Genomic DNA, 20139 nt, shown 5'->3' on the forward strand with positions numbered 1-20139 from the left:
CTATCGCGCGTGCCCGCGCAGCGCAAGTTGGGATCGCTATCCACAAGCGCGGCTTCGGGCGATGCGCTTGCCGCTTTCGCCAGCTTGGCGTTGATGGCTATGTGCGGCCATGCGCCCTGATATCCTCAACCCGCTGTTTGCCGAGACCGAGACGCTCGAAGGCGTGGGCCCCAAGCTGAAGAAGCCGCTCGACAAGCTCGGCCTGACGCGGGTGCGCGATATCGCCTACCACCTGCCCGAACGGTTCGTGACGCGGCGTGCGATCGACAATATCGACGATGGCGGCGAGGGCGAGCAGATCGTCGTGAAACTGACGATCGGCGAACATCGCAGCAGCCGCAACCCGCGTGCGCCCTACCGCGTGCTGGCGCAGGATGCGGCGGGCAACGTGGTGGCGCTCACCTATTTCGGGCGCGCGTCCTATACCGCGAAGAAGCAATTGCCCGAAGGCGAAACGCGCTGGGTTGCGGGCAAACTGGAACGGTTCGGCAACATGCTCCAGATCGTCCATCCCGATCATGTGGTCGAGGAGGGCGGCGAGACGCTGCAGCGGCTGTGCGAGCCTGTCTACCGCCTTTCCGAAGGGCTGACGCAGCCGCGGGTGGCGGGTCTGGTCGAACAAGCCTTGGCGCGCGTGCCCGAACTGCCCGAATGGATCGAAGGAACACAGCGCGACAAGGCGGACTGGCCGGCCTGGCGCGATGCGCTGGTGCTGGCACACAAGGGCGAACATGGCGCCGCGCGCGACCAACTCGCCTATGACGAGCTGCTGGCCAACAGCCTGGCGTTGATGCTGGTGCGTGCGGACAATCGCAAGCGCAAGGGCCAGCCTTTGCGGGGAGACGGCAGCTATCGGGGCAAGCTCGACCTGCCGTTCCCGTTGACTGGGGCGCAGACTCGATCGATCGCGGAAATAGAAGGCGATATGGCGCAGGAAGCGCCGATGCTCCGGCTGTTGCAGGGCGATGTCGGTGCCGGCAAGACAGTGGTCGCGCTCGAAGCGATGCTGATCGCGGTGGAGGCCGGGGCACAGGCGGCGCTGCTGGCGCCGACCGAAATCCTCGCCCGGCAGCATTATGAAAGCCTGCGCCGCATGGCAGAACCGACGGGCGCGCGCGTTGCGCTGCTCACCGGCCGCGACAAGGGCCGGGCACGCGAGGCAACGCTGATGGGGCTGCTCGACGGCAGCATCGACATCGTCGTGGGCACACATGCGATTTTCCAGGACAAGGTCGCCTATCGCAACCTGGCGATGGTGGTCATCGACGAGCAGCACCGCTTCGGGGTCGGGCAGCGGCTGATGCTGGCCAGCAAGGGCAAGCGCGCACCGCATGTCCTCGCGATGACCGCGACACCGATCCCGCGCACGCTGACGCTGGCGCAATATGGCGAACTCGACGTCAGCAAGCTCGACGAACTGCCACCCGGACGGCAGGCAATCGATACGGTGGTGATGGGGCAGGAGAAGCTGGCGGCGCTGGTCGACCGGCTGGCCGCGCAGATGGCAGAGGGGCGGCAAGCCTATTGGGTGTGCCCTATGGTGCGCGAAATGGATGGTCCCGAAGATATCGCCGCCGCCGAAGCGCGCTATGCAGCGCTGAAGGAGCGCTTCGGTGACGACGTGGTCATGGTCCATGGACAGATGCCGGGTGAAGCGAAAGACACCGCAATGGAGCGGTTCGCGCGCGGTGAAGCGAAATTGCTGGTGGCGACGACCGTGATCGAAGTGGGCGTCGATGTCCCCAATGCCACGTTGATGGTAATCGAGCAGGCGGAACGTTTCGGGCTGGCCCAGCTACACCAGCTGCGTGGCCGGGTGGGACGCGGCCTTCAGAAATCCTTCTGCGTGCTGCTTCATGGCGAGGCGCTGTCCGAAACCGCGCAGGAAAGGCTAAAGTTGATGCGCCAGACGCAGGACGGTTTCCTGCTTGCGGAGGAGGATTTGCGCCTGCGCGGCGGCGGCGAACTTCTCGGCACGCGGCAGTCAGGCGACACGCCGTTCACGATTGCGACGCTGGATCAGATCACCGAACTTCTGCCAAAGGCCTATGACGATGCGCGCCTGCTGATGGACCGCGACGGCGGGCTCGAAGGTCGGCGCGGAGAAGCGGCACGCGTGCTGCTGTATCTGTTCGAACGCGATTTCGGCGTGAAGACGCTACGCGGCGGTTAGCAGCCGAGCAGTGCGAGGTCTCTCTCCGCTGCGGCACAATAGCTCTGCCCGAACAGCCGCACATGGATCAACCACATCCACAGCCGGTAAGCAGGCCGACGCGCGCGCCAGCCGGCAGCCAGTTCGAGCCGGTCGAAGAACCCTTCGGGCGGGCTGTCGAAGATGGTCAGTGCAGCGGCATCGACTTCGCGGTCGCCATGATAGGCGCACGGATCGATCAGCGTCAGTGCTGCGCCGTTCCATACGATATTGCCGCCCCACAGGTCACCGTGGAGTAGCGCGGGAGGCGGACGGCTGGGCAACAGGTCGGCCAGTCTTGCGGCCAGCGTCTCCACGCGCTGCGCCAATGGTGCAGGCAGGTGTGGGACATGGCACAGCAGGCGCTGGTCGCGCCAGAATTCGACCCAGTCCGTGCGCTGCGCATTGTGAACCACAACGTGGCGAAAGGCATGGTCCTCGCTCCATCCGTAAGGCTCGGCTTTCGCGGCTGCGTGCAGGATGTCGAGAGCGTCGGCGAGCGAATGCCAGGCCGTTTCGTCCAACGGGCGTGCGGCACCCGCGTCGGTCATCACGAGCCAGTCATCCTGCATGCCGACCACCTCGGGGACTGGCGCACCCAGCGTATGCATCGCGTCGAGCATGCGGGCTTCCCGCGCAGTCGTGGGACCGTGCTTGGCGATAAGCGTTCGTCCGTCGGCCAGCGCTAGACGGCTGGCGCCCGAGGTATCGCCGCCCGCGAGGGTCTCGGCCCCGATGACATTGGCACCGCAGAGCGGCTCGAGGACGGCGTCAGCGTGTCTCATCGAGCAGGACAGCGACCAGCGCGCGGGCTCCCGCGTCGACTTCGTTCCATGTCGCGCCGAAGCCGTCGGCCCCGCCGTAATAGGGATCGGCCACTTCGCGCCCTTCCTGCCCGGGGACGATATCGAGCAACATGGCGACCCGCGCCCTGCCATCGCCCGGATCGACGCGGGCGATATTGGCCATGTTCGAACGGTCCATGCCGAAGATGTAGTCGAAGTCGTGGAAATCCTGTGCGGCAAGCTGCCGTCCGCGATAGCCGGTGACATCCACGCCGCGTTGGCGGGCTTCAGCGATGGTCCGCGGATCGGGTGCTTCGCCGACATGGTATCCCGCGGTGCCTGCGCTGGCGACATGGACCTCGAGCCCGGCCTCGTCGGCAGCTTTGCGGAAGGCCGCTTCGGCGAGAGGCGAGCGACAAATGTTGCCGAGGCAGACGAACAGGATGCTGGGCGTGGACATGGTGCGACCTAAACGGGCGACTGGCGTCGGCGCAACCCTCACGCAGTGGTGCGGACCTGGTTTCTGCCGCTGGTCTTGGCATCGTAAAGCGCGGCATCGGCGCGCGTCATCAGATGGTCGATATCATCCTCTGCCTGGAACTGGGCGATCCCCACGCTGACGGTAAAGGCGATGATCGCATCATCGCGCACCACCGGTGTCCCGGCGATGGTTTCGCGCAATCGGCCGCACACCGCCCGCGCGCTGGCGAGATCGGCGCGCGGCAGGATCACGCCGAACTCCTCGCCGCCGATACGCCCGACGATATCGTTCTCGCGCAGGGCCGATTTCGCCCGTTTGGCAACTTCTTCGATAACCGCGTCCCCGGCCGGGTGACCGAAGCGGTCGTTGATGCGCTTGAAATGATCGATGTCGAAGATTGCGAGGCTCAACCTCGGGGTCTGTTCGGCCTGCGATGCCGCGATCTCCCGGCTGAGATCGCTCATGAACGAGCGACGGTTGGGGAGGGCGGTCAGCGCATCGGTCATGGCGAAGACTTCGAGTTCGCGCCGGGCGGCATCTTCGCGCGCCAGCGCTTTGCGAACGTAGTTCGTGGTGACGATCGACAGGCCCAGCAGCAACAGGCCGATCCCGGCCAGCAGATATTGGTAGAGCTCGTTGGCGACAGCGCTTCTCTGCGCTGCACGCGAGGACGCCGCCAGCGCTTCGCGCTCGCTCGCCTGGATCGCATCGAGAGTGCGGGTAATTGCCTCGATTGCATCGCGGTCGCTCCCGCTTCGCATGATCCGCATCGCGTCGCTCTGACGGCCTTCGTCGGCCAGCTTGATCATCGCATCAATGACCATGTTCAGATGCGCCAGATCGATTGCCAGTGCGCGGGTCCGCAGCAACTGGTCGCGATTGTCGCCGATCAGCGCAGTCAGTCGTTCGTGCGCCGAAGCCGCGGCCTGGCGACCCTCGTTGAAAGGCTCGAGAAAGGCAGGCCTCCCGGTCAGCAGATAGTCGCGACCGCCGCGCACCTGCTGCAGCGCTGCCGAGCGCAGGTGGTCGGTTTCGAGCAGGACCTGCAACGTCTGATCCTGGCGCTGTTCTGCCGCGGTGCGCTCGATCGAGGATTGCCGGGCGCTCCAGCTGGCGCCCGCCAGCAGCAGGGCCAGCACGGCGACGCAGCCGATCAGGAAATAACCCCGCCAGTCCGAACCCTGCGTGCGCGCCGCAACGTGCTTTACCAACCACATGATGCAAGGCCCGCTTCCATGAGCAATTTATGCGCCCCGGCTGGTTAATCGTGCGATAACGCTACATGCGGGGGAACCACACGCGGCAACGCATTCAGCGGTTCCGGCGGCCTTCAACAAGCGCATCGACCACGCCGGGGTCGGCCAGCGTCGAGGTGTCGCCCAGCGCCCCGTGATCGTTCTCGGCAATCTTGCGCAGGATCCGCCGCATGATCTTGCCACTGCGGGTCTTGGGCAGGCCGGGAGTGAAGTGGAGATGGTCGGGTGTCGCGATCGGGCCGATTTCCTTGCGCACATGCGCGCGCAGTTCGGCGGTCAGGTCTTCGCTCTCCGCGACATCGGCATTGAGCGTGACGTAGCAATATATTCCCTGACCCTTGATGTCGTGCGGGAAGCCGACCACCGCGGCTTCGGAGACGTTGGGATGGAGGACCAGCGCGCTCTCGACTTCCGCCGTGCCCATGCGGTGCCCCGACACGTTGATCACATCGTCCACGCGGCCGGTGATCCAGTAATAGCCATCTTCGTCGCGGCGGCAGCCATCGCCGGTGAAATACTTGCCGGAATAGGTGCTGAAATAGGTCTGCACGAAGCGGTCGTGGTCACCGTATACCGTGCGCGCCTGTCCCGGCCAGCTGCGGGTGATGCACAGATTTCCCTCCGCCGCGCCGTCGAGCACCTCGCCCTCGGCATCGACCAGCTGCGGGCATATGCCGAAGAAGGGGCGTCCGGCGCTGCCCGGCTTCATGTCATGCGCGCCGGGCAGGGTGGTGATCATCACGCCGCCGGTTTCGGTCTGCCACCAGGTATCGACGATCGGCAGTTCGCCCTTGCCGACAGTGTCGTGGTACCAGCGCCAGGCTTCCGGATTGATCGGCTCGCCCACGCTGCCCAGCAGGCGCAGCGACGACAGGTCGTGTTTCGTCACGTGCCCTTCGCCCTCGCGCATCAGTGCGCGAATGGCCGTGGGCGCGGTGTAGAAGATATTGACCTGGTGCTTTTCGCAGACCTGCCAGAAACGGTCGTGATCGGGGTGATTGGGCACCCCTTCGAACATCAGCGCGGTCGCGCGATTGAGCAGCGGACCGTAGACGATATAGCTGTGCCCGGTGACCCAGCCGATATCCGCGGTACACCAGAAAACCTCGCCTTCGCGGTAATCGAATACGTGACGGAAGGTGGTCTCGGTCCAGACCGCATAGCCGCCCGTCGTGTGCAGCACGCCCTTGGGCTTGCCGGTCGACCCCGAGGTGTAGAGGATGAACAGCGGGTCTTCCGCTTGCATCGGTTCGCAGGGGCAATCGGCTGCGACGTCGGCAGAAAGTTCGTGGTACCAGTGGTCGCGGCCGCCGGTCATGGCCACCTCGCCCCCGGTATGGCGCAGCACCAGCACCGCCTTGACCGAAACCTTGTCGAGCGCGGCATCGACATTGGCCTTCAGCGGAATGCGCTTGCCGCCGCGCAGCCCCTCGTTGGCGGTCACGATCCAGTCACTGCGGCAGTCCTCGACCCGCCCTGCGATCGCTTCGGGGCTGAAGCCGCCGAAAATGACCGAATGGATCGCCCCGATCCGCGCGCAGGCGAGCATGGCGAAGGCGCCTTCCGGAACCATCGGCATGTAGATCGTCACCCGGTCACCCTTTGTCACGCCCATCTTGCGCAGGGTGTTGGCCATGCGGATCACTTCGGCCTGCAATTGGGCATAGGTGATCCGGCGCACCTCACCTGCCGGATCGTCGGGCTCGAAGATCAGCGCGGTGCTGGCCCCGTGGCCCGCCGCGACATGGCGATCGACCGCATTGTGGCAGATGTTGAGCACGCCGTCGTCGAACCACTTGATCGATACCGGATCGTAGGACCAGTTGGCGATCACGGTCGGGTCCTCGATCCAGTCGAGCCGATCGGCCTGGCCAGCCCAGAACGTATCGCTGTCCTCGATGCTGCGCGCGTAAAGCGCCTGGTAATCTTCCAGCGTACAACCGGTACCCTCAATGGCCGCCATGGGACGCTTGACCCAGCCCGAACGATCCTCTGCCTCAGTCATGCCGCATTTCTCCCTCTTGTGTGTGTATCTCTAGGCATTCGGCGCGATGCTGCAAACGGTTAGTCGGGCCTCGCAATTCGGCATTCCACCGGTTACGGCGCCCCCCATGACCCTGTTTCGCAGCTTGATGGCCGGTACCGGCCTGTCGTTGGCGCTGTGCGCCGCTACCCCAGCATTCGCCCAGGATGATCCTGTGATCGTCGTGACCGGCAGCGGTTTGGAGGAGACACCCGCTGCGCCGGCCTACGATACCCAGGTCATCGACCGTGACCAGCTGGTGTCGGTACCCTCGGGCCGGATCGAGGATGCGCTGAGCGCGGTCGCAGGTTTCCAGCAATTCCGCCGTTCGGACAGCCGTTCTGCCAATGCTTCGGCACAGGGCGCGACGCTGCGTGCGCTGGGCGGCAATGCGACCAGCCGCGCGCTGGTGCTGCTCGACGGTGTGCCGATGAGCGATCCGTTCTTCGGCTATATCCCCTTCAGTGCTATCGCGCCCGAGCGCCTGGCGCAGGTGCGCGTAACGCGGGGCGGGGGATCCGGGCCCTTCGGTGCGGGCGCGCTGGCAGGGACGATCGAGCTGGAGAGCGCCGGTATGGACTCGCTGGGCGGCTTCACCGGGCAAGCGCTTGCCAATGACCGCGGCGAAACCGAACTGTCGGCCAGCACCGGCGCGCAGCTCGGCAGCGGTTTCGTCGTGGCGTCAGGGCGCTGGGACCGCGGAAAGGGATTCTTCACCACGCCCGAGGCGGACCGCGTTCCGCTCAGCGCGCGCGCCGCATTCGACGGCTGGTCGGTCCAGATTCGCGGCGTGGCCCCGGTGTCGGGCGATGTGGAACTGCAGGTCCGGGGACTGGCCTACCGTGACGAACGCACTCTGCGGTTCGAATGGGCCGACAGCACGATCGAGGGACAGGATGCCAGCGTGCGACTGGTTGGCCGCGGCGCCTGGGCCTTCGATGCGCTTGCTTATATCCAGGCACGCAACTTCACCAATATCGTCGTCAGCTCGAGCCGCTTCGTCCCCGTGCTCGACCAGCGCAACACGCCTGCGACGGGGCTGGGGGGCAAGTTCGAACTGCGGCCCCCGGTGGGCGATGCGCATGTGCTGCGGCTGGGCGTGGACTATCGCAATGCGCAGGGCGAATTGTTCGAAACCGCTATCAGCGCCTTTTCGGGTAACGTCACTGCGCGCCGGCAGGCGGGCGGGACCAACACCGATCTCGGTTTCTTTATCGAGGATGACTGGACCCTGGGGGCAATGGTGCTGACCGCGGGCGCGCGGCTCGATCGCTGGACCATCCGTGACGGGTTCTACCGTGAGCGCGACGCTGCGGGCACGCTGCAGATCGATGCCGGCTATCCGGACCGGTCGGGCTGGGATGCCTCGTTCCGTGGAGGATTGCTGTACCGGGCGAACCCGCTGATCGCCCTTCGTGCCGCAGCCTATTCGGGCTTGCGGCTGCCGACACTGAACGAATTGTACCGCCCCTTCGTGGTTTTCCCCGTCGTCACGCAAGCGAATGCCGCCCTCGAGAACGAGCGTCTCGAAGGGTTCGAGGCGGGTGTCGATCTCACGCCGTCATCGGGCGTCAAACTGTCGCTGATCGCCTTCGACAACCGGGTGAAGAATGCGGTGGCCAACGTCACGCTGGGCACCAATCTGCGTCAGCGCCGCAATATCGACGCGATCCGTGCGCGCGGCCTCGAAGCCGCCGCATCCGCGAATGTCGGGCGGTTCTCCTTCGATGCTTCGGCTTCATGGACGGATGCCGAAGCGCGCGGTTCGGGATTTGCTGCAGTGCTCGACGGAAACCGTCCGTCGCAGACGCCGCGTTTTGTCGGCGGGGCATCGCTTGCCTGGCGCCCGGCAGAAGCCTGGCTGCTTTCGGCCACGATCCGTCATGTCGGTGCGCAGTTCGAGGACGATCGCGAAACCAACATCCTTCCAGCCGCGACCACGCTGGATGCCTACGCGCAGATACCCCTGCTTCGAGATGTAGCGCTGGTGCTTCGCGGCGAGAATCTGACCGACGAGACCATCATCACCCGCAACCAGAGCGGATCGATCGATCTCGGCGTCCCGCGGACTGTCTGGGCGGGGGTGAAGATCGGCCTCTGACCGGCGACCTTCACCTCACCTGCAGGTCAGACGACCGCGAGATGCCGATTGCTCAGCGTGCCGCTGTAATTCTTCCTTAGTCGCACCTTGCGTTCGAGATCGTCGATGATCGCGCCGCTGAAATCGACCCCGCTGAGGTCTTCCATATAGCTGAGCGCACCAGGGCTATCGACATTCACTTCGATCATCCGGTCTCCGACGATATCGAGCCCGGCCAGATACATGCCATCGTCTATCAGCTTGGGCGCGCACATCTCGGCCGCGCGCATCGCCGCCTCGTCGGGCTGTTCGAGATCGGCCTTGCCCCCCGCCGACAGGTTCGAGCGATGATCTTCGGTCGTGCTCGAGCGGCGCAGCGAGGCGAAGGTGCCGTCGACTTGCAACGGACGCCCGTTGAGCGTGATGACGCGAAGGTCGCCCTCGGCTGCAGCAGGGAGGTACTCCTGCACGATCGCATAGCCATCGCGAGTGATCGATTCGATGATCTGGTTGAGGTTCTGGCGGTTCTTCTTGTCGACAATGAAGACTCCTTGTCCGCCCGAACCTTGCAATGGCTTGAGCACACCCTTGCCGTCATGTTCTTCCAGAAACGCGCTGACTTCGTCGGCGTGGCGCGTGATGCAGGTGGCCGGGCGCACTTCCTCGGGAAAATGCTGGAAATAGGTCTTGTTCTGCGCGTCGGTCAGATGGCTCGGATCGTTGAGCACGATCGTGCCGTGCGCGGCCGCAAGCTGCGCGAACAGCAGCGACGACGGCGGCGCCCACGGCCGCGTGGTCAGTTCGTCGGCCGGGTCGCTGCGTAGCATGACGATGTCGTAATCCTCGACCACGATACGCTTTTCCGGAGCGTCGTTCTGGAGGTGGTCGAGATAGGCGGCGTCATCAGCATAGTCTCCCGGCTCGGGCACGCTTGCCATTGCGCAGATCCGCCCCGAGGATTCGTAGATGAAATCCGCCAGCCCGAAGAAGGCCAGTTCGTGCCCGCGGGCGGCGGCCTTCCGAGCGAGGCGGATGGTGGTGTAATCGGCCTGTTCGGTCTCGATCTGATTGACGACAAATGCGAGTTTCATGCTGCGGTGCTTTCCGTGTAGAATTGTTCGACGCGCATTTGCCGAATTGGTGAAATGGGGTCTTTGGCTGGCGGTGCCGCAAATTCATCGGGCACGATTGCGGGCGGTTGCAGGAAGCCGTCGTCGAGAAGCCGCTCCAGCAGTGCCCGCTGCTTGAGCGCGAACTTGCCGATGAAGAGGAATTCCGTCGATCCGCCGCCCGCCAAATAGGCGAGCAGGTCGACCAGCCCATGCAGGTACAACGCGTCCTTGGTCATGCCGCCACCGCGCAATGCGCGGACGGTGGTGTCGAATGCGGTTTCGCTACGCAGGTGATACTCTTCGCGCATCTTTGCGAATATCTCGCTTGCAGGCCGGCCATCGATTGCCATGCGGGCAGCCACCGCGCGCGCCGCCAGGACCCGCAGGCGTGACGGCGGCATGTCGCCGGCGAGGTATTCTGCCAGAACGGCGATGCCTTCCTGCAATGCATCATAATCGGCAAGCCCGCATTCGAGCACGCTGAGCGGTTGGCAGCGACCGTTGAACCGCGTCACCGTATGGGTGCCGACTTCATGGCGGATCAGCGGTTCGACGCGGTTGCGCGGACAAGTATAGTCGAAGGCGACATGCAGATTGCCCGCCGCTGTGAAGATGTGGGTGCCCGGCGTGGTTTCCTCCACCACTTCGAAATCGAAGCGCGGATCTTTCGCGCGGTAGCTGTCCATCGCCTCGCGTGCGGCTGCCATGAATGCCTGCGCATCGACGCGCTGGGCGGTTGGCCGGTCGCGGATCGGCACCTCTTCAAGCACTTTCTCGGCTACCGCCAACAGGGCCGCATCGACATCGCCGAACAGGTCGATCGATGCCATGGTGAAGCCGTCGCGGCCGCGCAAGCGGACCAGTTCGATCTGCCGGTCGAGTTCGCGCTGCTTTTCGATCAGCAGCGCCTCGATATCGAGATTGCCAAGCTGTCGCATCGGGAGGTCGAGCAGTTGGGAGCGCAACGCCCCGAGATCGTCGGGGATCGGCGGGTATTCCAGTTCGGGCAGCACCTTGTACCCGCTGTCGCGAAAACCTTCGGCGACCGCGTCGAGGTTTGTCGGCGTGAGATAGGACAGCCAGTCGATCCGGCCGTCGATCCGTGCCAGCGCCCGGTCCGTTTCGCGGGCCGTTGCGGTAAATTCGATGTCATCGCTCATCGGTTGAGCTTGGCCAGTTCCGTGCGGGCCACGCCGAGCGCATGCATCAGCTCGGTACGCAGATCCTGCGCCGCGCCGATGTCGAGCGTGCCCGTCCATTCGTCCATGAATATTTTCTTGTATTCAAGGGTGATGACGCAGGTGCGCTTGCCATAGGTTTCGAACAGCCATTCGGGGAAGTTCCCGCCATCGGGATAGCGGACATTTTCGCCGATCTGCAGCGCATTGCCGCGCATCGTGTGTCGCCCGAGCTCCTCGGTGAAGCGCCCCAGAAGATCGCCGAATACCCCGCGGTCGAGCGTTGTTGCTCCGATATCGATATCGGGGTTTTCCTCGACCGGCGCCGCTTCGGCCTCTGCCCCGTCGCGGCGGTGGTTGTAGCTGTGAAGATCGAGCACCAGAAGCCGGCCGTGCTGGTCGAGCAAACGGTCGAACAGCGTCCGCATCTCGGCATAGAAGCGATCGTGCAATTGGCGCGAAGTTTCGATCTGGCCTTGGGGAAGCCCATCCTGCCAGATCTTCAGGTCCCAGGTATCTGCCGGATCCGGGCTGATGCAGCCCGTGCGGGGGCGGTTCATGTCGCATTCGAAGCGTGAGCGGTTCACACGGACGAGGTTGTCGCTCAGTGACAGGAAATAGTCGGTAAGCGGGTCTTCCTCGCGCCGGCGGTCTTCGGGATCAATCGCGAGATAGGGCGCCAGCTCGTCACGGACGACATGCCCGGCGTGGATGGCAGTGGCCACGACCGGGCCCCCGTTGGTGATGATATTCCAAGGCGGCCCATCGTTGTGGGAGGTGGTTTGTTGTGCTTGCATGGTAGGACAATGCCTCGCCGCGGGGAGGGGTCCGAGAAATTGTCTCCCACGGCTTTTGGCCGCTGCGCGGATGCCGCAGGGCGCCGCTCACGGGACTACGATACCGCGAGGCCAGCGGATTTGCCGAAACCGGGCTGCATGCCCCGGCCGTGGGTGGTTCGAACCGGTCCTCAGGCCGCCCATGGCCCGGTGACGGCCAGGGTGCGGGTGGGCGAGTAGGCGTTGACGAAGAACCATCTGCCATCGGGGGAGAAGCATCCGCCGGCAAGTTCGGTCTGCATCCGCAGGCGTCCAAAGGGATAGGCGCGCCCATCCGGGGTGATGCCGCGCAAATGGTTGTCGACCACGTCGGTGTACTGGTCCTCGCAGACGATCAGATGGCCATTGGGGCCGACGGTCAGGTTGTCGCCGTAGTTGAACTGGTCCTCGCGCTCGCTTTCGAAGAACAGTTCGATCGTATCCGCGGCTGTTCCGCGGCCCGGAACAAGCCGGAAAATCTGGCCCAGCTTGCGCTGCCCGCCATTGGTCGAGCAGACGAACAATGCGTCGGTCCCCATGTGAATGCCTTCGCCGCGTGCGACCAGCGCCGCGCCTCGCGCCGCCGCGCGGTGACGCAGATCGTCCTGCGGTGCCTCGACATTCTCGCAGTCGATCCAGCGCACCGCATGGCGCGTGCCAACGGCCATGGCCGGGCCTGCCCAGTTGCGCGTATCGGCCAAGCCTTCGACCACCATGGCCTGCAGGTGTCCGCCTGCGCGCAGATTGCCCGGAACTGCCGGGAGGAAACGATACAGTACGCTGTCGCCGCGATCCTCGGTCAGATAGACGATACCGGTCACGGGATCCACGCAAGCCGCCTCGTGGTTGAACCGGCCCATTGCGGTGAGCGGCACCGGCTCGACAAGCCCGGTTGCCGAAGCGGGAACTTCGAACACCCAGCCATGACTTTGCGCGAGGCCCTCGCCGGGTCCCACGGGGGCTTCCTCGCAGGTCAGCCAGCTTCCCCATGGCGTGATCCCGCCAGAACAATTGCGGATGGTCCCCGCTAGTGTCCGAAACTCGCGTTTAACTTCCAGCGTATGCGCATCGAGCACGATATTGGTCGTGCCCCCCGGCACGATCGCTCCTTCATAGGTGCCATAACCTGCGGCCGGCGTGCCGCCCGCTTCGTCGCTCGGTACGAGCTCGTGATTGCGGATGAGCACCAGCTCGTCGCGCCCCAAGGGCAGGCAGCCCATGCCGTCGGCCTTGTCGGGGACGGTCCCGCCGTCGTCCATCGGCGTGCCGAGCTGCGACAGCAGGCGGTAGGAAAAGCCGCGCGGCAGGTCGAGCATCCCTGCGGGATCGGGGATCAGCGGGCCATAGTCGGTAAAGCCGCTTCCCGAAGCGGCCAACGGAGATGCCTGTCTCGTGCAGCCGTTCAGCAGCAGTCCCGCAAAGGCTGTGCCCGTTGCGCCGAGAAAGTTTCGTCGGTCGATATGCATGGTATCTCGGTCCTCGATCCTGCTCTTGCTCGGGCGCGATTTTGCTGCGCGGCCAATTTTTCCGCATCTCGCTCACTCTGCGCCGGTGACGCAGGCGAGGCAACCGGGTCTAACTGTCGAAGATGACACATTGACTGCGCTCCGCCGCAAGGCGACAGATCGGTCGAACCGTGAGCGAGAGGATTGACGAGATGGCGATAGGCAGGCTGGCGACGGGGATCGCATTGCTGGCAATACCGATGGGCAGCGTGCTGGCACAGCAAGCTGAACCCGCGCCGCAGGACGCACCGGCACGAAGTGTCGAAAACCAGCGCGCGGCGCCCATGACGGGTGCGGCAATGGGCAGCGACCGCACCGGGCCCGAACGCCGTTTCACCGGCGCCGATCTGTTCGACATCGCGATTGCGGCCGACCCGCAGATCAGCCCTGATGGCCGCCATATCGCCTATGTTCGCCGGACGAACGACATCATGTCCGACCGCGCCGTCAGCTCGATCTGGTTGATCGACACCCGCACCGGACGCGAAACGCCGCTCGCCGGGCGCAATGGCGATGCCTTCAGCCCGCGCTGGTCGCCCAGCGGCGACCGTCTTGCCTATGCGTCGACCGAAGCGGGCGGGGCGCAGCTGTGGGTGCAATGGCTGGATGGCGGCGAGGCCATACGCCTGACCGGCCTGCCGACGGGCCCGTCGAGCATCGCCTGGGCCCCCGACGGCCGTTCGATTGCCTACACTATGAAGGTCAAGGACGAGGGGCCCAAGCTGGGATCGGCGCCGGCGAACAAGCCGGAAGGCGCCGACTGGGCCGAACCGCTCGAGATCCGCGACCTGCTGACCTATCGCGCCGACGGGCAGGGGTATGTCGAGCCCGGTTTCCAGAAGACGTTCCTCGTTCCGGCAACCGGCGGTGCGCCGCGGCAGCTGACTTACGGGCGGTATCACGACGGCGGCCCGCTCAGCTGGTCGTCCGATGGATCGACGATCTATTTCGGTGCCAACCGGCGCGCGGACTGGGAAGAGGATCCCGTCGAGGGCGAGATCTACGCGCTCGATGTGGCGAGTGGCGCAGTGACCCAGCTGACCGATCGGGACGGCCCCGATCATAGCCCGGTCGCATCGCCCGACGGCCGACTGGTGGCCTATCTCGGCTTCGACGATGCCCTGCGCGCCTATGAGGATGACGACCTCTATGTCATGGACCGCAGTGGCGGAAGCGTCCGCAATCTGACCGCCGAATGGGGATACAGCCCTGCAGGTATCCGGTGGGATGCCGACGGCCGCGCGATCTACGCGCAATATGATATCAGCGGGGAAACCCGCGTCGCGCGTATCGGTCTCGATGGCTCGGTGCGCGATGTGGTCGAGGGCGTCTCGGGCGGGGGGCTCGATCGGCCCTATACCGGTGGCAGCTTTTCGGTTTCGGAAAACGACGCGATTGCCTTTACGGTGGGCACGGCCACGCGCCCGGCGGAAGTCGGCCTGCAACGCGGCGGCGACCCTCGGATACTGACCGATCTCAACCGCTCGCTTCGCGCGGTGAAAACGCTGGGCGAAGTGCGCCGGATCGCGGTGCCGTCGAGCCATGACGGGCTCGAGATCGAGGGGTGGCTGACCTTGCCGCCGGGCTATACCGAAGGCCAGCGTGTGCCGCTGATCCTGGAAATCCATGGCGGACCCTTCGCCGCCTACGGCCCGCATTTCTCGACCGACAACCAGCTTTATGCCGCTGCCGGCTATGCTGTTCTGTCGGCCAATCCGCGCGGTTCGACCAGCTATGGGGAAGACTTCGCCAACGAGATCGACAAGGCCTATCCGGGCAATGACTATTTCGATCTCATGTCGATCGTCGACCGTGCGATCGCGCTGGGGATTGCCGATCCCGACCAGTTGTTCGTTACCGGAGGATCGGGCGGCGGCGTGCTGACCAGCTGGATCGTCGGCAAGACCGACCGGTTCAAGGCTGCCGCCACGCAGAAGCCCGTGATCAACTGGACCACGCAGGCGTTGACCGCCGACGGTCCCGCGTTTTTCGGCCGTTACTGGATCGGCGCACAGCCCTGGGAAGACCCCGAGACCTACTGGCGTCTGTCGCCGCTTTCGCTCGTTGGCGAGGTGGAAACGCCCACGCTGGTGGTGGTCGGCAGCGAGGACTACCGCACGCCGGTCAGCGAATCCGAGCAGTATTACACCGCATTGCGGCTGCGCGGCGTGCCTACCGCTCTGGTCAAGGTGCCCGGCGCCAGCCACGGCAGCATTGCGGCGAGGCCGTCGCAATCGGCCGCCAAGGCTGCGGCGATTCTCGCCTGGTTCGACCGCTACCGTTCCGGGTGGACCCGGACCGCATCACCGGCCGAGTAAGGCGGGGCAGGCCGGTCTGGCGCGCGAGGTGAGCGCGTGTCTCACCTCGGGCACCGGTTTGCGCGCCTAGAACCAGGCGCGCAAACCAAGCGCTATTTTCAGGCCATCGGGGTCTTCCCCCGCAAGGCGCGCGATGTCGGCGGTTTCGCCCGTTTTCGCTTCATATTCGAGACCGATGTAGGGTGCGAATTCGGGAACGATCTCGTAGCGTAGCCTGAGCCCGGGTTCGATCTTGGTGATCCCTGCACCGATCTCGCGTGCAGGAATGTCCTGCGCGGCGAACTCGGCCTCGATACGGGGCTGAAGAATGAGCCGCTGCGTGATTTTCTGGTCGTATTCGGCCTCGATCCGCGCAGTCAGCTTGCCCCGGTCGGACAGGAACAGCGCTCCGTCGACATGGAACATGTAGGGCGCAAGACCCGCCACGCCGACCACCAAATGCGTGCGCGCGTCGGGTTCGGGATCGAAGCGGACGCCCGCTTGCAGATCGAAGAAGGGGCCGATAGCGCGGCTGTAGAGCGCCTGGATCTCCGCATCCTCCAGCGCGCCGCCGATCTCGCCTTCGCCTTCGGTCTTGAGCACGAAGCGATTGATGTCGCCGCCATACCAGGCCTGGGCATCCCAGACATAGCCGTCCTCCGCGCCATCGGTCGCAAGCCGGGCTTCGAGCCGTTCGACGAAGATTTTGCCCGTGACCATGCCGCCGTTCTCGCGCGCGAGCTGGCGGCGGGCGGGCGCCATGGCCGCGCTGCCCCAGATCGCGTCGGCGGCATGCTGCGGCCCTTCGAGCGCACGCCGAGGCAAGGCATCTTCGGGCGCCGCGCCGGGAGCCGACTTTTCCGCCATGCCCCGGTGCGCGCCATGATCCATCCCCGCCATCGGGTCGTCCATGGTCTCCGCCGGCGGGTCGCCTTCTTTCGGTGGACACTGTTCGGGCGGCAGGTGTCCCATCGCGCAGTGGTCCATTTGCGGCTGCGTCCCGGCGTTTTTCCCGTGCTCCGCATGGTCCTGCGCGGCGAGCGGCGCGGCCATCAGCATGGCCCCGGCTAGCAGTGCGGCGCGCCTCATGCTTCCGCTCCTTCGGGGAACGGCCGCACGGTCACCACCTGCATCATGCCCGCATGCATGTGGTAGAGAAGGTGGCAGTGAAAGGCCCAGTCGCCCGGTTCGTTGGCGGTGAGGTCGAACGTGGCGGTTCCGCCGGGTTGCACCACAACGGTATGCTTGAGCGGCTGGTGCATGTGGTCAGCACCGTTGACGAGTTCAAAAAAGTGCCCGTGCAAGTGGATCGGGTGCGCCATCATCGTCTGGTTGACCAGCTTCACGCGAACCCGTTCATCATAGCCGAAACGGATCGGATCGTCGGTGACCGCGGTGAACTTCCGGCCGTCGAACGACCACATGTAGCGTTCCATATTGCCGGTAAGATGGATTTCCATTTCGCGGTCGATTTCGCGGTGGGGGTTCATCCGGCGGGCCCTGAGATCGGTGTAGCGCAGCACGCGGTGGCTGACCGTATCCAGCCCGAGCCCGGGGAAGTCCATCCGGTCCATCGGCATGGGGGCGACCATGTCCACGCCGGGCCCCGCTTCGACATCGGCGGGCAACGCCGATGTGTCGCGCATCGAATGGTCCATGCCCTCCATGCTCGCCATTCCGCTTCCGGAATGCGCGGAATGGTCCATCATCCCCATGTCCGCCATGGTCAGCGTGGGGATCTGGCGCAGGGGGGGCGGGGTGGCGATATGCCCCTTGTGACTGGTCAGGCTGGCGATGCCCATACCGCTGCGGTCCATAGCCTCGGCAACGATGGCATGGCTGCCGGCGGGCGGACTGACGATGACGTCGTATGTCTCGGCCACACCGATCTGGAATTCATCGACTTCGACTTCGTCCACGTCCTGGCCGTCGGCCTGGATCACCGTCATCGGAACGCCGGGAATACGCAGATTGAAGAAGGTCATGGCCGACCCGTTGATGACCCGTAGGCGCACGCGCTCGCCCGGAACGAACGCGAACTGCAGATCGTCCTGCGGCCCGTGGCCATTGATGAGGAAGGTATAGGTGCTGCCTGTCACGTCGGAGATATCGCGCGGGTTCATCCGCATCTTGCCCCACATGCGGCGCATGGCGCCGGGCATGGTGCCTTCGCTTGCAGTCAGCATGTCGCGCTGGAAATAGTGTTCGCCGACCTTCAGCTTGCGCATGATGTCATGCGGATGGAGCGGCGTGAATTCGCTGAGCAGCACTACGTAATCGCGGTCGTAGCGCGGATCGGGGTCGGCACTTTCGACGATGATCGGACCATAGTGACCGGCCTGTTCCTGCAATCCCGAGTGCGAATGCCACCAATAGGTGCCGCCCTGGCGGATCGGGAAGTCGTAGGTGAACCGTTCGCCGGGACGGATACCGGGAAAGCTCACCCCCGGAACACCGTCGAACTGGAACGGGACGAGCAGGCCGTGCCAGTGGATCGAGCTGTCCTCGGCGAGCGTGTTGGTGACGTGGAGCCGCGCTTGCTGGCCTTCGCGCAACCGCACCAGCGGCCCGGGAATCGTCCCGTTTACCGCCACGGCATGTCCCGAGCGGTTGCCGGTGGCGAAATGGTGATTGCCGATGGCAAGCTCGATATCCTCCCCGGAAACCTCGCCGAACCCTTTCTTGGCGTGGGAAAGCGACTGTCCTTTCGCCCACGCTGGCAGGGGCAGCGCGCTGGCGGCGGCAAGCGCGGCGGTGCTCTTGATGAGGTGGCGGCGGGAAAGAGTGGACATGCGAAACTGCTTCCAATTGAACCTGCGGTCGAACCGATATATACCCCCATAGGGTATTTTGACAGGACGACGGAATGGCCGAAGCGAAAAAGGCAGGGATCAACCGGCTCAACCGCATTGCGGGTCAGGTTCGCGGCGTCGCCCAGATGGTCGAGGACGATCGCTATTGCATCGACATCCTGCACCAAATCCAGGCGATCAAGTCCGCGCTGGCAAAGGTGGAAACGCAGGTCCTGAAGGATCACGCCGCCTGCTGCGTCGCCGAGGCCATCGCCAGCGGCAATGCCGACGACCAGCGCGAAAAGTTCGAGGAACTGGTGACGCTGTTCGAAAAGGCGAAACGGTGAGCGCGGTTCGAGACCAAGGAGAACACACATGATTTCATCGCTCGGATCGGCGCTTTCTCGCCGGACGCTGGCGGGTTCGCTCGCTCTGGGGGCGGCATTGACCGCCTGCGCTGCCCAGGCGGCCAGCCTGACCATGTACCGCGATGCCAATTGCGGCTGCTGCCTCGCCTGGGCCGGGCATGTAGAGCGCGGCGGGGTACACGATGTCGAGGCGGTCAATCATGCCGATATGGCAGCGGTGAAAGCCGCACACGGCGTGCCCGCGGATCTGCTTTCGTGCCATACCGCTGTCGTCGATGGCTATGTGATCGAAGGGCACGTGCCCGTCGCCGATATCGAACGCCTGCTGGCGGAACGCCCCGAGGGCGTTGCCGGGCTCGCGGTCGCAGGCATGCCCGTCGGATCGCCGGGTATGGAACATGGCGATCACCGGCAGGCCTATCAGGTCATCGCTTTCGGGCCTGATGGCCGCAAGGTCTGGTCCAGCTATCCGGGCGGCGCCTCGTGAACACTAAGACCGCGACAGTCTACCGGATGGTGATGCCGGGCCATCTGTGCCCCTATGGCCTGAAGACGGTCGACCTGCTGAAGCGCGAGGGCTTCGCGGTCGAGGACCACCATCTCGAGACGCGCGCCCAAACCGATGCCTTCAAGACCGAGCACGATGTCGCGACCACGCCGCAGACCTTTATCGATGGGCAGCGGATCGGTGGCTACGACGACCTGCGCGAATATCTGGGCAAGTCCCGCAGCCAGCCCAAAGAGGGCGAGACAAGCTACCAGCCGGTTCTCGCCATATTCGGCGTCGCTTTTATGCTCGCCTTGGCGATCAGCTGGTATGTCTTCGAAACGGTTTTCACCGTGCAGGCGGCGGAATGGTTCGTCAGCCTTTCGATGGCGCTGCTCGCCATTCAGAAGCTACAGGATCTGCGCAGCTTTTCGACCATGTTCCTGAATTACGACCTGCTTGCACGCCGGTGGGTCCGCTACGGATATATCTATCCGTTTGGAGAAGCACTCGCAGGTATCCTGATGGTGGCGCATGTGTTGCCGATCATCTCGGTCCCCGTGGCGCTCTTCATCGGTACCGTCGGCGCAGTGAGCGTGTTCAAGGCGGTCTATGTCGACAAGCGCGAACTCAAATGCGCCTGCGTGGGCGGCAACAGCAATGTCCCGCTTGGGTTCGTTTCGCTGACCGAGAACCTGTTCATGATCGGCATGGGCCTGTGGATGGGGGCCAAGGCGCTGGGCTTTGTCGCGGGGTAATCGCCAGGCGA

16 protein-coding genes are annotated in these 20139 nt (G+C 64.7%); 6 read left to right on the forward strand and 10 right to left on the reverse strand.

Annotated elements, in window-relative coordinates; genetic code table 11:
- Nucleotides 1–109: 109 nt before the first annotated feature.
- Nucleotides 110–2173 (forward strand): ATP-dependent DNA helicase RecG, encoded by a 2064-nt coding sequence (recG, locus tag SJY12_RS01620; RefSeq protein WP_397505779.1) that lies wholly within the window; start codon nucleotides 110–112, stop codon nucleotides 2171–2173.
- Here the strand turns inward: recG and SJY12_RS01625 are convergent.
- From SJY12_RS01625 to acs, 4 genes are all read right to left on the reverse strand, one after another.
- The gene (locus SJY12_RS01625) at nucleotides 2170–2976 is read right to left on the reverse strand and encodes a fructosamine kinase family protein (RefSeq protein ID WP_397505780.1); all 807 of its coding nucleotides are present in this window, start codon (nucleotides 2974–2976) and stop codon (nucleotides 2170–2172) included. The two genes, recG and SJY12_RS01625, sit on opposite strands and share 4 nt — an antisense overlap.
- Nucleotides 2963–3436, reverse strand: coding sequence for a low molecular weight protein-tyrosine-phosphatase (locus SJY12_RS01630; protein ID WP_063506741.1), 474 nt, complete (start codon nucleotides 3434–3436; stop codon nucleotides 2963–2965). The genes SJY12_RS01625 and SJY12_RS01630 overlap by 14 nt, the downstream gene beginning before the upstream one ends.
- 38 nt (nucleotides 3437–3474) lie before the next feature.
- Nucleotides 3475–4674: a diguanylate cyclase gene (locus SJY12_RS01635; RefSeq protein ID WP_397505781.1), complete on the reverse strand. Its 1200-nt coding sequence runs from the start codon at nucleotides 4672–4674 to the stop codon at nucleotides 3475–3477.
- A 94-nt stretch (nucleotides 4675–4768) separates the two neighbouring features.
- Nucleotides 4769–6676, reverse strand: a complete 1908-nt coding sequence (acs, locus tag SJY12_RS01640) for an acetate--CoA ligase (protein ID WP_397506620.1) — start codon at nucleotides 6674–6676, stop codon at nucleotides 4769–4771.
- Between the two features lie 148 nt (nucleotides 6677–6824).
- Here acs and SJY12_RS01645 point away from each other — a divergent pair, with 148 nt between their 5' ends.
- Entirely contained in the window at nucleotides 6825–8837 is a 2013-nt protein-coding gene (locus SJY12_RS01645; protein ID WP_397505782.1) for a TonB-dependent receptor plug domain-containing protein, read from the forward strand.
- A gap of 26 nt (nucleotides 8838–8863) precedes the next feature.
- Here SJY12_RS01645 and SJY12_RS01650 read toward each other — a convergent pair whose 3' ends face one another.
- The 4 genes from SJY12_RS01650 to SJY12_RS01665 all read right to left on the reverse strand — a co-directional run bounded on the left by SJY12_RS01650 (nucleotide 8864) and on the right by SJY12_RS01665 (nucleotide 13387).
- Complete coding sequence (locus SJY12_RS01650; RefSeq protein WP_397505783.1) at nucleotides 8864–9907, reverse strand: glutathione synthase; 1044 nt, start codon at nucleotides 9905–9907, stop codon at nucleotides 8864–8866.
- Nucleotides 9904–11088: a tyrosine/phenylalanine carboxypeptidase domain-containing protein gene (locus SJY12_RS01655; RefSeq protein WP_063506737.1), complete on the reverse strand. Its 1185-nt coding sequence runs from the start codon at nucleotides 11086–11088 to the stop codon at nucleotides 9904–9906. The genes SJY12_RS01650 and SJY12_RS01655 overlap by 4 nt, the downstream gene beginning before the upstream one ends.
- Nucleotides 11085–11831: an N-formylglutamate amidohydrolase gene (locus SJY12_RS01660; RefSeq protein WP_397505784.1), complete on the reverse strand. Its 747-nt coding sequence runs from the start codon at nucleotides 11829–11831 to the stop codon at nucleotides 11085–11087. The genes SJY12_RS01655 and SJY12_RS01660 overlap by 4 nt, the downstream gene beginning before the upstream one ends.
- A gap of 242 nt (nucleotides 11832–12073) precedes the next feature.
- Nucleotides 12074–13387, reverse strand: coding sequence for an alkaline phosphatase PhoX (locus SJY12_RS01665; RefSeq protein ID WP_397505785.1), 1314 nt, complete (start codon nucleotides 13385–13387; stop codon nucleotides 12074–12076).
- Between the two features lie 191 nt (nucleotides 13388–13578).
- Between SJY12_RS01665 and SJY12_RS01670 the strand changes: the two genes are divergently transcribed.
- Nucleotides 13579–15744, forward strand: a complete 2166-nt coding sequence (locus tag SJY12_RS01670) for a S9 family peptidase (protein WP_397506622.1) — start codon at nucleotides 13579–13581, stop codon at nucleotides 15742–15744.
- A gap of 66 nt (nucleotides 15745–15810) precedes the next feature.
- Here the strand turns inward: SJY12_RS01670 and SJY12_RS01675 are convergent, their stop codons facing one another.
- Nucleotides 15811–16812 carry a copper resistance protein B gene (locus SJY12_RS01675; RefSeq protein WP_397505787.1) on the reverse strand — a complete coding sequence of 334 codons (1002 nt, stop codon included), beginning with the start codon at nucleotides 16810–16812 and terminating at the stop codon, nucleotides 15811–15813.
- On the reverse strand, nucleotides 16809–18515 hold the full coding sequence (locus tag SJY12_RS01680; RefSeq protein WP_397505788.1) for a copper resistance system multicopper oxidase: 1707 nt from the start codon (nucleotides 18513–18515) through the stop codon (nucleotides 16809–16811). The genes SJY12_RS01675 and SJY12_RS01680 overlap by 4 nt, the downstream gene beginning before the upstream one ends.
- 74 nt (nucleotides 18516–18589) lie before the next feature.
- On the opposite strand from SJY12_RS01680, the gene SJY12_RS01685 reads away from it, so the two are divergent.
- Genes SJY12_RS01685 through SJY12_RS01695 form a run of 3 tightly spaced genes read left to right on the forward strand, consistent with a single transcriptional unit; the run spans nucleotide 18590 to nucleotide 20128 of the window.
- Nucleotides 18590–18862 carry a metal-sensitive transcriptional regulator gene (locus SJY12_RS01685; RefSeq protein WP_063506732.1) on the forward strand — a complete coding sequence of 91 codons (273 nt, stop codon included), beginning with the start codon at nucleotides 18590–18592 and terminating at the stop codon, nucleotides 18860–18862.
- Between the two features lie 28 nt (nucleotides 18863–18890).
- The gene (locus SJY12_RS01690; RefSeq protein ID WP_230832747.1) at nucleotides 18891–19370 is read left to right on the forward strand and encodes a DUF411 domain-containing protein; all 480 of its coding nucleotides are present in this window, start codon (nucleotides 18891–18893) and stop codon (nucleotides 19368–19370) included.
- 26 nt (nucleotides 19371–19396) lie between these two features.
- Entirely contained in the window at nucleotides 19397–20128 is a 732-nt protein-coding gene (locus tag SJY12_RS01695) for a glutaredoxin family protein (protein ID WP_397506624.1), read from the forward strand.
- Nucleotides 20129–20139 lie beyond the last annotated feature (11 nt).

Source organism: Qipengyuania sp. R86523, from assembly GCF_044596365.1.
GTDB lineage: Bacteria > Pseudomonadota > Alphaproteobacteria > Sphingomonadales > Sphingomonadaceae > Qipengyuania > Qipengyuania citrea.

What these genes read in the sequence shown, in the direction of transcription:
- recG (WP_397505779.1), top strand. Translation starts at nt 110, where the DNA reads ATGCGCCCTGATATCCTCAACCCGCTGTTTGCCGAGACCGAGACGCTC.
- SJY12_RS01625 (WP_397505780.1), bottom strand. Translation starts at nt 2,976, where the DNA reads ATGAGACACGCTGACGCCGTCCTCGAGCCGCTCTGCGGTGCCAATGTC.
- SJY12_RS01630 (WP_063506741.1), bottom strand. Translation starts at nt 3,436, where the DNA reads ATGTCCACGCCCAGCATCCTGTTCGTCTGCCTCGGCAACATTTGTCGC.
- SJY12_RS01635 (WP_397505781.1), bottom strand. Translation starts at nt 4,674, where the DNA reads ATGTGGTTGGTAAAGCACGTTGCGGCGCGCACGCAGGGTTCGGACTGG.
- acs (WP_397506620.1), bottom strand. Translation starts at nt 6,676, where the DNA reads ATGGCGGCCATTGAGGGTACCGGTTGTACGCTGGAAGATTACCAGGCG.
- SJY12_RS01645 (WP_397505782.1), top strand. Translation starts at nt 6,825, where the DNA reads ATGACCCTGTTTCGCAGCTTGATGGCCGGTACCGGCCTGTCGTTGGCG.
- SJY12_RS01650 (WP_397505783.1), bottom strand. Translation starts at nt 9,907, where the DNA reads ATGAAACTCGCATTTGTCGTCAATCAGATCGAGACCGAACAGGCCGAT.
- SJY12_RS01655 (WP_063506737.1), bottom strand. Translation starts at nt 11,088, where the DNA reads ATGAGCGATGACATCGAATTTACCGCAACGGCCCGCGAAACGGACCGG.
- SJY12_RS01665 (WP_397505785.1), bottom strand. Translation starts at nt 13,387, where the DNA reads ATGCATATCGACCGACGAAACTTTCTCGGCGCAACGGGCACAGCCTTT.
- SJY12_RS01670 (WP_397506622.1), top strand. Translation starts at nt 13,579, where the DNA reads ATGGCGATAGGCAGGCTGGCGACGGGGATCGCATTGCTGGCAATACCG.
- SJY12_RS01675 (WP_397505787.1), bottom strand. Translation starts at nt 16,812, where the DNA reads ATGAGGCGCGCCGCACTGCTAGCCGGGGCCATGCTGATGGCCGCGCCG.
- SJY12_RS01680 (WP_397505788.1), bottom strand. Translation starts at nt 18,515, where the DNA reads ATGTCCACTCTTTCCCGCCGCCACCTCATCAAGAGCACCGCCGCGCTT.
- SJY12_RS01685 (WP_063506732.1), top strand. Translation starts at nt 18,590, where the DNA reads ATGGCCGAAGCGAAAAAGGCAGGGATCAACCGGCTCAACCGCATTGCG.
- SJY12_RS01690 (WP_230832747.1), top strand. Translation starts at nt 18,891, where the DNA reads ATGATTTCATCGCTCGGATCGGCGCTTTCTCGCCGGACGCTGGCGGGT.
- SJY12_RS01695 (WP_397506624.1), top strand. Translation starts at nt 19,397, where the DNA reads ATGGTGATGCCGGGCCATCTGTGCCCCTATGGCCTGAAGACGGTCGAC.